Consider the following 12,714-nt stretch of genomic DNA (forward strand, 5'->3'; position numbering starts at 1 on the left):
ACATCAGGTGATGTGCGGGCGAAGCCAAGACGGCCGCACCTGAGGTCGTTCGCCGGGCCGCCGCACAGTCGACGCAGCGCCGTGGCCCGGATAGTCGCCCTCGAGTTCTGACCCCAACCCCTTGCCACTGTGATCTTCAGCGGCACCCATCGATCAGGAGCGCCGAATGGCTGGAAGCCTATATAGCTGGAGCCTGACGCCCGGCGACAACGACGACGCCGACGGCGATATCAATTGGCTGGAAAACCAGTTCCCCGACTCGGTGAACGACAGTGCCCGCCAGATGATGGGGCGCATCGCCGAATGGCGTGACGACATCGCCGGGGCGCTGTCAGCCGGCGGCACGGCCAATACCCGCACGCTCACCGCGCGGTCGGCCTTCGCGTCACTGGCGAACGGGCGAATGGTCACGTTCCGCTCCGGCCTCGCGAACACGGGTGCGACAACGCTCAACGTGAACGGTCTTGGCTCCAGGGCCATCCGCAAGATGGGGCTCACTGGCGATGTGGACCTGTCGGCAGGGGATCTGCTGGTCGGCGGTGTCTATGTGGCAATCTATTCGGCGTCGGCCAACAGCAATGCCGGCGGCTGGCTTCTGATGGCGCCCTACACCAACGATTTCGCGCAAATTTCGGCATCAGGCGCGACGATCGGCAACGCCGGATACGGCAGCTATTCCGCCGCCCCGATTTCGTCATTGGTTCCGGGCACCACGTTGGGATCGCTGATCGAAGGCTGGAACGCCGGCCATCTGGTCCTAGGCATCCGGGACAACGACGCCAACGATAGCGTCTCCGTCGTCTCATTCAACGGCACCGGGAACTATTCGAAGCTGGTCGCGGCCTTCCGCGCGAACGGTGCTGCAATACTCGATGCCGTTGCCGCTTCCTCACTCGCCGTATCGGGCGCGACGACTTTCAACGGCGCCGCGACGTTCAATGCCGCGTCCACGCTTGGCGGCAACAAGGTCGATGCTTTTCCCGCTGGCACACGCATGCTGTTCCAGCAGACGGCGGCCCCTACGGGCTGGACCAAGGATACGTCAATCGACGATAGGGCATTGCGCGTGGTCAGTGGCTCGGCAAGCTTGGGTGGAGCGGTTGCATTTTCTGCGGTTTTCTCGAGCGCTCGCTCGACGACGAATGCGACACAGAGCGGTACCGTTGGCAACACAACGCTGACTGTTGCGCAGATGCCGAATCATGCTCACGGTCCGGGCAATCTAGCTGGTACCGCAGCGAGCGCCGGCACTCATACGCATGGTCCGGGAACGCTGGCTGGAGTTACGAACTCGGCAGGCAACCATACCCATCCCAATCTTGGCAACGGCTATCTCTACAACACCACGGGAAGCTCAACGAGCACCACAGGGGGAACCAACACTGATTACGGATCAATCCCGGCTGCTGGTGCGCACACTCATGCTGTTGACGTGAACGCAGGTGCGACCGCGGGCGGCGGAGCGCACACCCATACTGTTGGTATCAACTCGGGCACAACCAGTTCGGCAGGCTCAGGCAACAGCCATACCCATACGTTCACCGGCGAACCGCACTCCCACACGACGAACCTTCAAGTGCAATATGTCGATGTCATCATCTGCGAAAAGGCGGCTTGATCCATGCACCTTATAGTCGGAGATTTCTGCCCCCTGATCGGCAAGGACTGCATCCAGCTTCAATGCAAGTTCTTCTGCAAAATCCAGGGGAAGGACACCAACACAGGCAAGGATGTGGAGGAGTGGAACTGCTCCATCGCCTTCCTGCCGCTCCTCCTGATCGAAAACAGCGGCCAGCAGCGCCAGACCGGGGCTGCCGTCGAGAGCTTCCGCAACGAGATGGTGAAGGCCAACGAGACGAGCCATCAGGTACTGCTGGCGCGGATGCGGTCCTCTACGCCAATGATCGAGAGCTAGCCGATGCCCTCGATCTTCTCTGCTGACTGGCGGAACGAGGTCAATGCCGAACTGGCCGGCAAGCAGCCGCTCCTTGGATCGAGCTCCTCTATGGCGATAGCGCAAGCCACGATCGGGACCGGAGCGTATGGCAGCTACAACGGCGCGCCCGTCTCGGCGCTGGTTCCCGGCTCGACATTTGGTGCTCTGATCGAAGGAGCAAGCGTTGGCCATCTCGTTCTTGGCATCCGGGATAATGATGTGAACGATAGCGTCTCGATCGTTTCCTGTGACGGGACCGGAGCCTATTCGCGACTGGTGGCTGCTTTCCGGGCGAGCGGTGTGGTGGTCGTTCCCAGTACTCTTACGGTCGGCACGGTGAGCACGACGGGCGCTAGCTACGGCAAGGACATTTCCGCAACTGCGATCCGCAGTTCGCGAACGGAAACTGCAACGGTCCAGCACGCGCAGTTCTACAATCCGAACGGCTTGGTCGGCAGCATCCACACCAACGCGTCTGCGACGGCCTACAATACGTCGTCGGACGATCGACTGAAGGATTTCCTGGGGACGTTCGATCCGCTCGAGGCTATGGCCGTCATCCGCGCTGATCCCGCCTGCAAGTTCGCATGGAAGGTTGACGGCTCGGTTGCTGTCGGCTGGGGCGCTCAGTCGTCCTATGCGATCTCACCAGACCTTGCATCGCCTGGCGTCGGCGATCCGGGCGACCACGACTACATCCCGTGGGGCATGGATCTGAGCAAACGCACCCCGTACCTCTGGGCGGTGATGCCTTGGCTGGCAGACAGGCTTGAGTCCGCAGAGGCCAAGATTGCGGCCCTGGAAGCTCGAATTGCTGCACTCGAAGCGGCCTCACCCTCCTGAAAACCTGACACCCTGCAACCGGCCGCCCACACGGTAGGAAAAACACCCCATGGACCGCAACTTCGCGGTTGGCGCGCTCTTCTCTTCTCCCTGTTTGGGCCGCGCCGTACGGATTCCGGCACTGCCCGGGTGTCCAGCCGTCCCTGATCCGCGGGCTTCTTCAGTTTCCGAGTATTTACCTTCATCACCGGTACGACTTCAGTCGGAGGAAGCGGCTTGTCCGCGGCGAGCTATGATGGATCGCCAACCCGTCGTCAGGTGAGGACGGCGGGCTTTTCCGGTTGGAAACAACAACACCTGTGATATTGAGCCACAGTCGTAACGGGGAATCTGCCGCCTTGGCTTGGCTCACACAGAAAATCTCTCTCTACGCGGATGAGATGAAATTCTCCGCTCGTGTCCCGAGGAGCATTCGCGACAAGCTATGCCTAATGGGAAGCACCGTGGTGTTTCATATCCGTAACTGGCTGAGGATCCCAGCCGACCCGACCGCGCGGCTCCATATGAGCATAAGCGTTGAAGGATACAACACGCCAGTTATTCTTCGGCCTCACGACAGCGACATATCTATCTTCTACGAGATTTTTGCCCGCCGAGCGTATGATATTCCGGCAGAACTGCTCCCGCCGGCAGCGGTTAGGACGATCGTAGACGTTGGAGCAAATACGGGGCTTGCTTCCTTGTATTTCGCTGCGCGATATCCACAGGCAACCATATTTAGCGTAGAGCCCAATCCCGCGAACTTCGCTTTGCTTAAGGAAAACACTGCGCACGAAAAGCGCATTGTCCCCATCCAGGTCTGCCTAACGGCCAAAGCCGATCAACAGGTCTACATTACCAACACCGGCCCTTCAGCCCGTTTCAAAATGAATACGACCGGAAATGGTGCCTCGGTGAGGGGCGTAAACGTTGCGCAGCTCTGTATGGAGCATGGAGTCGAGCACATAGACCTGCTGAAGGTCGACATCGAGGGTGGCGAAGCGCAGGTATTTGCTGATGCGTCATTCCTCCGAAGGGTCAGTGTTGTCGCAGCCGAACTGCACGGGACTGGGGGTGGGGGATATAACCTTTCACGATTTAACGAGGACCTCTCGCGCTGGGGATTCCGGGCTTGGATTAACGAAAACGCCAACGACCCAAGTCTCGTTCTGGCAGCTAGAAGATAACGGCCCCGGTCGTAGAACTACTCGTAGCCTAACTTTCTCTTTTTTTCGTAGCAGGCCAGTTCAAGGGAGTTGCCGAAATCAGTGACGGCGTGATCGCGCATATCTGCCGTTTGATAGGCGGGAAAGGCGTAGGCAACCTCAACCATACTCCTAAGAAGTTCCCTCAAGGCGGGAACGGCTGGGGCGTTGGTCATTACCTTCGATTGTTCAATGCCGCGCTGGCGATCTGACATAAGTTGTCTAGCTAGGTCGCCGACACGCGCACAGTTCTCGTAAACACCGACGCTTTCGGCCGAATCGGCACTTGTTGAGTACAGCAGCGCAGCCGCCAACCAGATGCGGAGCACGGATATCTTCCCTTTTGTTTCCCAGCGCTAAACTATCCTTCTCCTCCCGCTAGAGCAATCGGGCGGTGCGCGGGCTCTGGGCAATCAGGTGAGTTAGTGCGTGACATCTTTGTTGACGTTCCGGATCCACGGGAACCCAGCAAGGTCGTAGACCTTCATGCCGCACTCCGATGAGGCGGCGCCTCTAAGCACACCCTCAATCTGAAGCCTGCATCAGGTCGCGCCCGCGACCGGAAAGGATACGCCATGGACCGCAATTTCGCGGAAGCGCTAAAACTCGTCCTGACGCACGAAGGCGGGTGGTCGGACCATCCAAAGGACCCCGGCGGCGCGACGATGAAGGGCATCACGCTCGCGACCTTCAGGCGATATGTGAATCCCAAGGCCGGCAAGGATGATCTGCGCAACATCACCACCGTTCAGATTGCGGACATCTACCGGCGCCACTACTGGAACGCGGTGGCGGCCGACGATCTGCCCGATGGCGTCGACTATGCGGTGTTCGACTTCGCGGTGAACAGCGGTCCGGACCGGGCGGCAAAATATCTTCAGGCGGTCGTTGACGTGCGGCAGGACGCCAAGATCGGTCCGCAGACACTGGCAGCAGTTGAAGCGGAGCCATCCGGCACGGTGATTCAAGAACTGTGCGACAGGCGAATGAGCTTCCTGCGCAGTCTGAAAACGTGGCCCACATTCCGCAAGGGGTGGACAGCGCGCGTCGAAGGCGTGAGGTCCAAGGCGGTGGCGATGGCCAGGGCAGGAGGGCCGGCCGCGGAGGTCGCGTCGCCGATCCAGGAAGTGGCAACCCCCGACAGGTTGCGGTCGTCGCAACTCGAAACAATCGATATTGCCAAGCCCACTTTGTCTCCGCGGCCCAAGGGCTGGCTATCCCTGATCCTCTCCCACTTCATATCGAAAGGAGCCTGACATGCAGACCAAGCGTTGGTGGCAGTCCGTCGCCGTGTGGGGCGGCGTGCTGTCGATTGCAACAGCCCTGGGCCTCGCCGGCATTGCCTTCGACCCGGCAAGCGGCGACTTCTCGGGAAACATCTACACACTCTGGGGTTCGATCACGGCGTTTTCTGGCGGTGTCATGGCGATCGTCGGCCGGCTGCGGGCTGTCACGAGGATCGGCAAATGATCGGATTTACCGGCTATCTCTTTGTCGCCGGCGCAGCAATCGTCGCGCTGATCGGCGTTGTGGTGAAGTCGCGCATCGACGGTGCCAGGCTTGAGCGTGCCAAACTCGCAGCCGAAGAACTGCGGGCCGCCGAGGATCGCCTTGAAATGGGGCGCGAAGCCACCGGCGAGGAACGCAAGGCGGCAGCCATGTCCGATGCGGAAGCCAGGCGGGAGGCTTTGAAATGGGCGCGGCACTGAAGCTGATCGCAGTTCCTCTGGTCGCGTCCTCGCTTGTCGTGGGCTGCTCCGCAACGACCAGGACGGCGAACCCCCGCGGAGTCTGGTGCGATCACAATGAGCCTCGGCGCGATGCGACGGTCGACACGCCTCGCATCGAACTCGACCAAATCAACAGCCACAATGCGAAGGGCACTCGCTGGTGCGGGTGGACACCATGAACCCGCTTGTCGACAAGACCACCACCGGCGTGGCGGCAGGAGCGGTATTCTCGCCATGGTGGCTCCCCTCATTGGCCGAGGTGTCCCATACAGCGGCGCAATTGTTGCCTATCGCAGGCCTGCTGTGGATCCTCGTGCAGTTCCTGGTGCTGATGCTGCGAAGGAAATGAGGCGCCCCAGACCTCGCCGGTCAAAACCGTCGGCTGCCCGAAAGACTGTTTTGACGGACCAGAAAGCCCTCGGAGCATCATCTCCTCCACTAATCAGTGGATAAGTCCGGGCTTGTCTTGTCGCCGGGTAACGTTTTGCGGCGCTGCCGAGGAAAAAGTGATTCGAGGGGCTTGCAAAAGACACATTGGAAGCAGAACTTACGCCCGCTTAGGATTACTGAGGGGCAATCCGAATGCGTGATCAAATGTCGCCGGCAGATGCCGGCAGCGCGTTGGCGGATACAACGCTCATCGCAATGGAACTGCATGAGGCTCTCGGTTCGGTCGGTGCGCCGGCGCGGCTGATGTCGATCGTGGCAAGCTGGATGCTGACGCAGGACGATTCCGCAACACTGGAACTCCTGCGCCAGTTCAACGCATCCCTAACCCCGAAGCAGCCGGGCCCTTGGATCGGTCGAGCCTGAGCGTCGAAAGGGCAACGACGAGTTCACGGCGCGGCCGGGAAGCCGCAAGACAAGGATGACGAACTCGGCTATCGCAGTCGTTCAAGCGGTCGGCCGCAGATGACGTTTCGACCCTTCGTTCTTGCGTCGCTCCGATGTGCCGGGCGCTGATAGCGAGGCGACGAGCCACACGATGCAGTTCGGTGCCCTAGCGAGGCTTTCGAGGCTTCGCGTAGCTGGCAGGGTGCGCAATTCGCCTCCAACTCCGGGAGGACGAAAGCCGGATGGCCGAGTCGCCCGACCCCGATCAGATGAGGTCATGCGCTTGCGGACCGACGGGGATTGAAGACCGTGAAGCCCAGGGCGACACCAACCATCTTGTGCGGAGCCTGAACCCGTGCCTCCTCGAGAGGCGAGCCACCGTGATTTCTTGGAATCGGATTTCCCCAGGGAAAAGAACGACCCCGACATTTCGGGTCGCTGCGGCCCGCGGCAACCCGATCGCGTCCTCCCAATGCGCCTGTTCCGCTTCTTGTCGAGCCGATCCGCCGGCACGCCGGCCGAACCTACTCGACCAGAATGCGCGCTTCGCGCGCCGCTGCGGCAAAGGCCTCGCGCGCGATGTCGGCAGCCTTCGTACCATGCAACACGTCGAGGCAGGAATGGCGCGCCTCGACGTATTTTGCGGTGCCTTCGTCTGGCCAGTGGTGATCGAGAATGATCATCGCCTGCCTTGCGCTCGATACGTTTCTGATCTCGCCGGTAAACCCGACCGCAATGGATACCGGCTTGGCAAACCATCCTTCATTCATGACAGGACCCCGCCTCAAAGCTTGGCTCATGATGAACGCGTGTTGCGACACGAGGTTGCATGCTCTCCCAAATGTGGCCTTGCGCAGGCCTCCTGAAGCGCTTAGCCCTTGAACAAACCCGGATGCCGGCTTGCCACGCGAAAGGCTGGCCGGATGGGAGGCGCAGCCCGAAGGAGCAGCCATGACAGTTGCGGCTCGATGTTTGCGTGGCGCGACAATGATCGCCCTTACCCTGTTTTTGAGGCAAGGCGACGGCTTCGCCCAATCCACCGACAAGGGATGCCTGCTCGAAAGCGTTCCACGGACATCCCGACGCGTTCTCCACTGCGATCGCGGCTTGACGATCACCGTGGAAGGCGGAGCCAGATACAGGCTGTTGGACCGAAATGGAGACGGCTCGACGGACGGTGTCGCCCTGAACCGCAAGGCAGTGCTGATCGACGCTCCGTCGAGTGCGGCCCTGCGCGGTTTCGAGGTGGTCACCCCGCAGGCCATCGCAGCGGTTCGCGGCACACGATGGGCCGTCGATGTAGCGCGGGGCAAGACGTCGGTCTTTGTCGTGAGGGGGGCTGTCGCCGTGCGCAGGGCGTCTTCGGGAAACAGCGTCGTCCTCGGCCCGGGCGAGGGGGTCGATGTCGATACGGGAACAGTCCCTCTGGAGGTGCGACGCTGGCCGGTTGCTCGCCGTGACGCCTTGCTCCGGCGGCTCGGCCAGTGATCGCCTGAGCGACGACAACAGAATGAGCCGGCGGACAGTCCAGATACTGATCGCGGTGCTGCTGACCGGGCTGTGGGGTGCCGGACTCGGTTTTGTTCACTGGCGCGGTGACACATGGTTCCTGGAACGCGTCGAAGCGACGATGGCCGACTTGCGAACCCTGGCGCGCGGGAAGAAGACGCCGCCCGATCTCGTGACCATCGTGGCGATCGATGACGAGGCGGTACATCGCGAGGGCGGCTATCCGCTGGCGCGGGCTTCGCTCGCCAGGATTGTCACGGAGATTGCCCGTCACGAACCCAGGGTCATTGCCGTGGATCTGCTCCTGGTGGATGCGGGTCCCGCCGACGGCGACGAGGCGTTGGCCACCGCCCTGCGTCGCCAACCGAGCGTGATCGCCGCGGCAGCCATATTTCCATCGGTGAAACAGAGACTCACCGACAGTCGCGACGACCCTTTGGCCCGAGTCCCGATCGCCGAACGCTTCCTCTTGCCTCAGGAGAGATTCTCTAACGCGGCAGGCGTCGGCGTGGTCAACGTCGCCACGGACCGAAGCGGCACGCCCCGCGCGGTGCCCATGCTGTTCCGGGCCAGCGGTCAGTTGGAGGCTTCCTTGCCTCTGCGCGTCGCTGCCGCCGCGACCGGCGAAAGCCCCGTGATCGACACTGACAAGTTGTGGCTCGGCAACCGTGCCGTCAGAACCGACATAGGCCAGATTCTGCCGATCGATTTCTATGGTCCGCGCGGCACGATCCGCACGGTGAGCGCAGCAACCCTGCTGGACGGGAACGTCGCTCCCGAAGCGTTCAAGGACCGCATCGTGGTGATCGGAGCGACGGTCACCGGCGGCGGCGATGTGTTTCCCACGCCTTTCGATCCGATCATGCCCGGCGTCGAAATCATTTCGACGGCGATCGCGCAACTTCTCGACAGCGGAGGGATCGTTCGGGACCGCACAGTGCGGCTCGTCGACGCCGGCGTGGCAACGATCCTGCCCATGATTCTCGTCGCTTTGCTGGCCTGGCGAAGGAGTGTCACCGGGTTTGTCGCCATGCTGGGTGTCTTGCTGGTCTGGCTGGCGCTCAACTTTACGGCCTTCTTCCACGGCACCTGGCTCAGCCTCGCTTTGCCGGCGGCCGCCGCACTGCCTCCGCTCATCCTTTTCGGGGCGGTCCAACTCTGGCTCGACCGACGTCGTGCGTCACGTTTCGCCGGACAGAGTCTGCTGCTCCAAAGGGTCCAAGGCGCCGGCCTGGAAAGATGGCTGGCGCAAGACGAGACCTTTCTCGCGGAGCCCCTTCATCTGGACGCTGCAGTCGTGTTCATCGACCTATCCGGCTTCACGGGGCTCAGCGAAACAACCGGGCCGAAGGCGACGAGCGATCTGCTCAACGGTTTTTATACGTTGGTCGACGAAGAGGCGGCACGACATCATGGCGTCGTAACCGGATTTTCCGGTGACGGCGCCATGATCGTGTTCGGCCTGCCGAAGCCGGATATCGAGGACGCCGCATGGGCGGCCCGTTTCTGTGTCGCGTTGGCCGGCGCCATGAAGACTTGGCTAACCTTTCTGCCTGCACCTGTCGCGGCCAGGATAGGCTTCAAGATCGGGGCGCATTTCGGGGCGATCGTGGCGTCGCGGCTCGGCGGTCAAAACCAGCAACATGTCGCAGTCACCGGCGACACGGCCAATGTCGCGAGCCGTCTGATGGAAGTCGCCGCGGCAGCCAAGGCTCAGGCGGCCCTGAGCGACGACCTGCTGCAGGCAGCCGGCCCTGAGTGTCTCGCACCGACCTCGCTCAGCGGCCCGCAGCCGACGCAGATCCGAGGTCGCAGCGGGTCGATCGACGTCTGGCTATGGCATGGAAGCGAATCTCAGGACGGTCCGCCGGCGTAGGAATGCCCCGAAGCTGCAGCGCGTAGGCTGGCGATCTGCTTCTGCCAACACCCGTAAATAGTACTTCGTTCTTCGGTCTCCTCCGGTCAAGCCGGGGCACGCTCCCAAAATCTCGATTCTGGTAGTTCGCCGGTCAGAAAGTTGCCGGCGGATTGGTTGCGCTGCGGCTGTCTAACGCCGCTTTCGGCTCCCCGACCATCTGATTTCGCGGGCCGCCCGAAGTCATCCCTTCGCACGTCGACGGACGTCGCTGCCGCCATTGCGGCCTCGCGCCGCACACAATTCTCACAGCCAAAAATCAGGAGAGAGCATGACCGAATTTCAGGCCGGGGCTTATCGCCCTGCGTCGCGGGAGGAAATCGCATCGTGGCTGCTGGGGCGCGGTCCAATCGAAGATCTCGGCTCATACGAAAGAGCCAAGACATTCGCATCGAGGGACGGCCGCAACAGCTACGGTCCAGGAGCCCCCAAACCGATCGACCCATGGGGCGATGTCGCTCATTCGATGCCGGCGGGCCTGCGCTCGGCCGCCGAAGGTGCCGTCGGCGCAGGCGGCGACTTCAGCAACCTTCAGGGCCGGCTTGTCCAATGGATACTGGAAAAGACCGGGGGGTCACAGGAGGATAAAGACCGCCTCCGCCACATCACCTCCAACGTGACGATGTGGTCGAGGCTCCCTTCCTCCGAGAGTATCCGGCGCAAGATCACCGACCCTATCCTGGGTAGAAACTATCAGCCTCAAACGACAGCCGGCCGATATGCCTACACAGGTACGGAGTTTCTCGGCGGAGCCTTTCTGCCAGGCGGGCCGATTCGAAAAGCCGCGATGGTGGCCGTTCCGGCCGTGGCCTCCGAAACGGCGGGACAACTCACTGAAAATACCCCTTGGGAACCATGGGCGCGGCTCTTCGGAGCGCTTGCAGGCGGTGGGGTGGCAGCCGTCTCCCCGCAAAGGGTGGCGCAAACGGCAACAGCCTTCGCACGATCCAGTGCGCTGGCAGACGCCAAGATCGCTCTCATCCGGGCTTTGCAGCAACGGGGCTATCCGCTTGAGACGATCAAGCGGGCTCTGGCGAACAACGGCGCGGCGAAGGGTGTCGCCGATGGCCAGCAGCTTCCCGTGCAATTCGATGGATATCGTTCGTTCTACGGGACGCCCACGGAGGGCTTGGATACCGCATATCCGGGATGGTTGGCACTTGAGCGTCCCGAAGCCCTCGGTGATAACTGGGAAGAATCCATCGTTGCCTTCCTTCGCCAAGAGTTAGATGGAAGCCAGCCTTTTTACTATCGCAATGGGCCTGCAAAATGGGTTGGGCCTTTGGGCGATCCTCATGGGCCATCGATTACGAAACCGCATCGTTTCCTGGAGAAAGAGAAAGGGAAGGAGAAACATCATCCTGTGCAACAAGCGGCGATGAGGGATATCCGTGGCTACAATGACAAGGACGCTCCTGCTGTCCGTGTTGAAGGGCCTTCCACAATGCCCGGTACTGCACACTATGAGATAACTCAAATGCAAAGGCGTGCGTTGACCGAGAACATAATCGACGAGGTCATCCTGGCCGTTGACGGGTTATGGAAGTATCACGGCCTGTCGCCGTTAGAGCGTAATTATGCGGCGTGGGAGCTTGCTCAGTATCTGAAGTTTATCCGAGTGACGCCTGAGACACCGATCCGGGTGCCGGGAAACAGAAGGAAGCCGAAATGAACGGCGATTTGATCAGGAGCATCTGCTGGAAGATTTCCGATTTCGTCGCGACCAGGGGGAGGAACGATCAGTACGGGATATTTCAACAATCACTTGTGAACAGGGCTGATCTTCATCGGGTCATGAACGAGTACCCTGCGACCTTCGTTTCTCCACCCAAGACTGCCTATAGCGATTTGGAAGTCACGGAAGAAAACGACGGGACGTGGTCCGTTGAGGTGCCATTGTGGAGCAAAGAGGAAGGGGCCTCGGATTTGTGCCTCATGCTTACCTTTGCCCAGGAGGGCGACGATATTCGTGTCAGTTTGGATGACTGTTACGTGCCCTGAAGACGAGGGTCACCGGAGCTTAGAGGGCGTCCAAGGAGACGAAGGCGACGCGGTTCCTGCCATTGGCTATCTTACGACCAACATTCAGCGGCGGCTTCGGCAAACAATGTAGCAGATGCCGGAACGCTACTGAGATCGTGGAAAGGCTGGAGCTCTGCACTCTGGCTTGGGAGGTTGCGCAGTATTCGAAGTTTCCTTGGTTCGCAGCCGAAACGCCGATCCGGCGCGCGCCTGTGCCGGGCAACAGAGAAAGCCAAAATGACCGCCGATTTGATCAAGAGCATCTGCTGGAAGATTTCCGATCTCGTCGCTACGGGACCGGAATGATCATTTCGGGATATATCAGAGGTCGCGCGCAACCAGGGCAGAAGTCTATAGGGCCCTGGATGAATATCCGGCAACCTTTGTCTCGCCAACTCAAGACGCTTATGACGATCTGGAGATAATGGAGACGAGAGATGGAAAGAGCTGGTTTACGATCGTGCCATTGTGGAGCAAGGAAGAGGGAGAATCGGACATGTGCCTCACGCTCTCCTTTACTCAAGACAACGGCGAGATTCGCGTAAGATTGGACGGATGTCATGTCCCCTGAGTGCTCGAAACACCGATAGAGGTCTCCGGTCTCGGGAAGTCGCCGGGCCAAGTGACCCTCACGGTCAGCACAAGGATGCCGGCCCTCGCCGCTATCGTTGGCGGCTTATGCTCTGGTTTGAACGACAAGCCTGACATATCTGCGGGCGTTCGAAGCCTCGCTTCCCTGCG

16 protein-coding genes are annotated in these 12,714 nt (G+C 60.9%); 14 read left to right on the top strand and 2 right to left on the bottom strand.

Annotated features, from left to right (window positions below; translation table 11 throughout):
- Positions 1-166: 166 nt before the first annotated feature.
- The 4 genes from JN280_RS11010 (at position 167) to JN280_RS11025 (ending at position 3,945) form a co-directional block, all read left to right on the top strand.
- Positions 167-1,618: a hypothetical protein gene (locus JN280_RS11010; protein ID WP_202312134.1), complete on the top strand. Its 1,452-nt coding sequence runs from the start codon at positions 167-169 to the stop codon at positions 1,616-1,618.
- A 3-nt stretch (positions 1,619-1,621) separates the two neighbouring features.
- Entirely contained in the window at positions 1,622-1,915 is a 294-nt protein-coding gene (locus JN280_RS11015) for a hypothetical protein (protein ID WP_202312136.1), read from the top strand.
- Between the two features lie 3 nt (positions 1,916-1,918).
- Entirely contained in the window at positions 1,919-2,779 is an 861-nt protein-coding gene (locus JN280_RS11020; protein ID WP_202312137.1) for an ABC transporter C-terminal domain-containing protein, read from the top strand.
- Positions 2,780-3,117: 338 nt separating this feature from the next.
- On the top strand, positions 3,118-3,945 hold the full coding sequence (locus JN280_RS11025) for an FkbM family methyltransferase (protein WP_202312138.1): 828 nt from the start codon (positions 3,118-3,120) through the stop codon (positions 3,943-3,945).
- A gap of 17 nt (positions 3,946-3,962) precedes the next feature.
- Here JN280_RS11025 and JN280_RS11030 read toward each other — a convergent pair whose 3' ends face one another.
- Positions 3,963-4,292: a hypothetical protein gene (locus JN280_RS11030; RefSeq protein WP_202312139.1), complete on the bottom strand. Its 330-nt coding sequence runs from the start codon at positions 4,290-4,292 to the stop codon at positions 3,963-3,965.
- A 246-nt stretch (positions 4,293-4,538) separates the two neighbouring features.
- Here JN280_RS11030 and JN280_RS11035 point away from each other — a divergent pair, with 246 nt between their 5' ends.
- The 5 genes from JN280_RS11035 (at position 4,539) to JN280_RS11055 (ending at position 6,506) form a co-directional block, all read left to right on the top strand.
- Positions 4,539-5,219, top strand: a complete 681-nt coding sequence (locus JN280_RS11035; protein ID WP_202312140.1) for a glycoside hydrolase family 108 protein — start codon at positions 4,539-4,541, stop codon at positions 5,217-5,219.
- 1 nt (position 5,220) lies between these two features.
- The gene (locus tag JN280_RS11040; protein WP_202312141.1) at positions 5,221-5,433 is read left to right on the top strand and encodes a hypothetical protein; all 213 of its coding nucleotides are present in this window, start codon (positions 5,221-5,223) and stop codon (positions 5,431-5,433) included.
- Positions 5,430-5,672, top strand: a complete 243-nt coding sequence (locus JN280_RS11045; RefSeq protein WP_202312142.1) for a hypothetical protein — start codon at positions 5,430-5,432, stop codon at positions 5,670-5,672. The genes JN280_RS11040 and JN280_RS11045 overlap by 4 nt, the downstream gene beginning before the upstream one ends.
- 196 nt (positions 5,673-5,868) lie before the next feature.
- Positions 5,869-6,042 (top strand): hypothetical protein, encoded by a 174-nt coding sequence (locus JN280_RS11050; protein ID WP_202312144.1) that lies wholly within the window; start codon positions 5,869-5,871, stop codon positions 6,040-6,042.
- A 233-nt stretch (positions 6,043-6,275) separates the two neighbouring features.
- Positions 6,276-6,506, top strand: a complete 231-nt coding sequence (locus JN280_RS11055) for a hypothetical protein (protein ID WP_202312147.1) — start codon at positions 6,276-6,278, stop codon at positions 6,504-6,506.
- Between the two features lie 545 nt (positions 6,507-7,051).
- On the opposite strand, the gene JN280_RS11060 is transcribed toward JN280_RS11055, so the two are convergent.
- A complete protein-coding gene (locus JN280_RS11060) occupies positions 7,052-7,480 on the bottom strand; it encodes a DUF982 domain-containing protein (RefSeq protein WP_210387838.1) in 429 nt (142 codons plus the stop codon).
- Between the two features lie 34 nt (positions 7,481-7,514).
- Between JN280_RS11060 and JN280_RS11065 the strand changes: the two genes are divergently transcribed.
- The 5 genes from JN280_RS11065 to JN280_RS40290 all read left to right on the top strand — a co-directional run bounded on the left by JN280_RS11065 (position 7,515) and on the right by JN280_RS40290 (position 12,544).
- Positions 7,515-8,015: a FecR domain-containing protein gene (locus tag JN280_RS11065; protein WP_244743204.1), complete on the top strand. Its 501-nt coding sequence runs from the start codon at positions 7,515-7,517 to the stop codon at positions 8,013-8,015.
- A 22-nt stretch (positions 8,016-8,037) separates the two neighbouring features.
- Positions 8,038-9,912, top strand: a complete 1,875-nt coding sequence (locus tag JN280_RS11070; protein WP_202312153.1) for a CHASE2 domain-containing protein — start codon at positions 8,038-8,040, stop codon at positions 9,910-9,912.
- A 310-nt stretch (positions 9,913-10,222) separates the two neighbouring features.
- Positions 10,223-11,623: a hypothetical protein gene (locus JN280_RS11075; RefSeq protein ID WP_202312155.1), complete on the top strand. Its 1,401-nt coding sequence runs from the start codon at positions 10,223-10,225 to the stop codon at positions 11,621-11,623.
- Positions 11,620-11,952, top strand: coding sequence for a DUF7668 domain-containing protein (locus tag JN280_RS11080; RefSeq protein WP_202312156.1), 333 nt, complete (start codon positions 11,620-11,622; stop codon positions 11,950-11,952). The genes JN280_RS11075 and JN280_RS11080 overlap by 4 nt, the downstream gene beginning before the upstream one ends.
- 337 nt (positions 11,953-12,289) lie before the next feature.
- Entirely contained in the window at positions 12,290-12,544 is a 255-nt protein-coding gene (locus tag JN280_RS40290; protein WP_446720841.1) for a DUF7668 domain-containing protein, read from the top strand.
- Positions 12,545-12,714: the final 170 nt, after the last annotated feature.

It is taken from the genome of Mesorhizobium sp. L-8-10, assembly GCF_016756635.1.
In the GTDB taxonomy this organism is placed as follows: Bacteria; Pseudomonadota; Alphaproteobacteria; order Rhizobiales; family Rhizobiaceae.

Excerpts from the sequence above, each read along its gene's own strand:
- JN280_RS11010 (WP_202312134.1), top strand. The coding sequence starts at position 167 with ATGGCTGGAAGCCTATATAGCTGGAGCCTGACGCCCGGCGACAACGAC.
- JN280_RS11015 (WP_202312136.1), top strand. The coding sequence starts at position 1,622 with ATGCACCTTATAGTCGGAGATTTCTGCCCCCTGATCGGCAAGGACTGC.
- JN280_RS11020 (WP_202312137.1), top strand. The coding sequence starts at position 1,919 with ATGCCCTCGATCTTCTCTGCTGACTGGCGGAACGAGGTCAATGCCGAA.
- JN280_RS11035 (WP_202312140.1), top strand. The coding sequence starts at position 4,539 with ATGGACCGCAATTTCGCGGAAGCGCTAAAACTCGTCCTGACGCACGAA.
- JN280_RS11040 (WP_202312141.1), top strand. The coding sequence starts at position 5,221 with ATGCAGACCAAGCGTTGGTGGCAGTCCGTCGCCGTGTGGGGCGGCGTG.
- JN280_RS11045 (WP_202312142.1), top strand. The coding sequence starts at position 5,430 with ATGATCGGATTTACCGGCTATCTCTTTGTCGCCGGCGCAGCAATCGTC.
- JN280_RS11050 (WP_202312144.1), top strand. The coding sequence starts at position 5,869 with ATGAACCCGCTTGTCGACAAGACCACCACCGGCGTGGCGGCAGGAGCG.
- JN280_RS11055 (WP_202312147.1), top strand. The coding sequence starts at position 6,276 with ATGCGTGATCAAATGTCGCCGGCAGATGCCGGCAGCGCGTTGGCGGAT.
- JN280_RS11060 (WP_210387838.1), bottom strand. The coding sequence starts at position 7,480 with ATGGCTGCTCCTTCGGGCTGCGCCTCCCATCCGGCCAGCCTTTCGCGT.
- JN280_RS11065 (WP_244743204.1), top strand. The coding sequence starts at position 7,515 with ATGATCGCCCTTACCCTGTTTTTGAGGCAAGGCGACGGCTTCGCCCAA.
- JN280_RS11070 (WP_202312153.1), top strand. The coding sequence starts at position 8,038 with ATGAGCCGGCGGACAGTCCAGATACTGATCGCGGTGCTGCTGACCGGG.
- JN280_RS11075 (WP_202312155.1), top strand. The coding sequence starts at position 10,223 with ATGACCGAATTTCAGGCCGGGGCTTATCGCCCTGCGTCGCGGGAGGAA.
- JN280_RS11080 (WP_202312156.1), top strand. The coding sequence starts at position 11,620 with ATGAACGGCGATTTGATCAGGAGCATCTGCTGGAAGATTTCCGATTTC.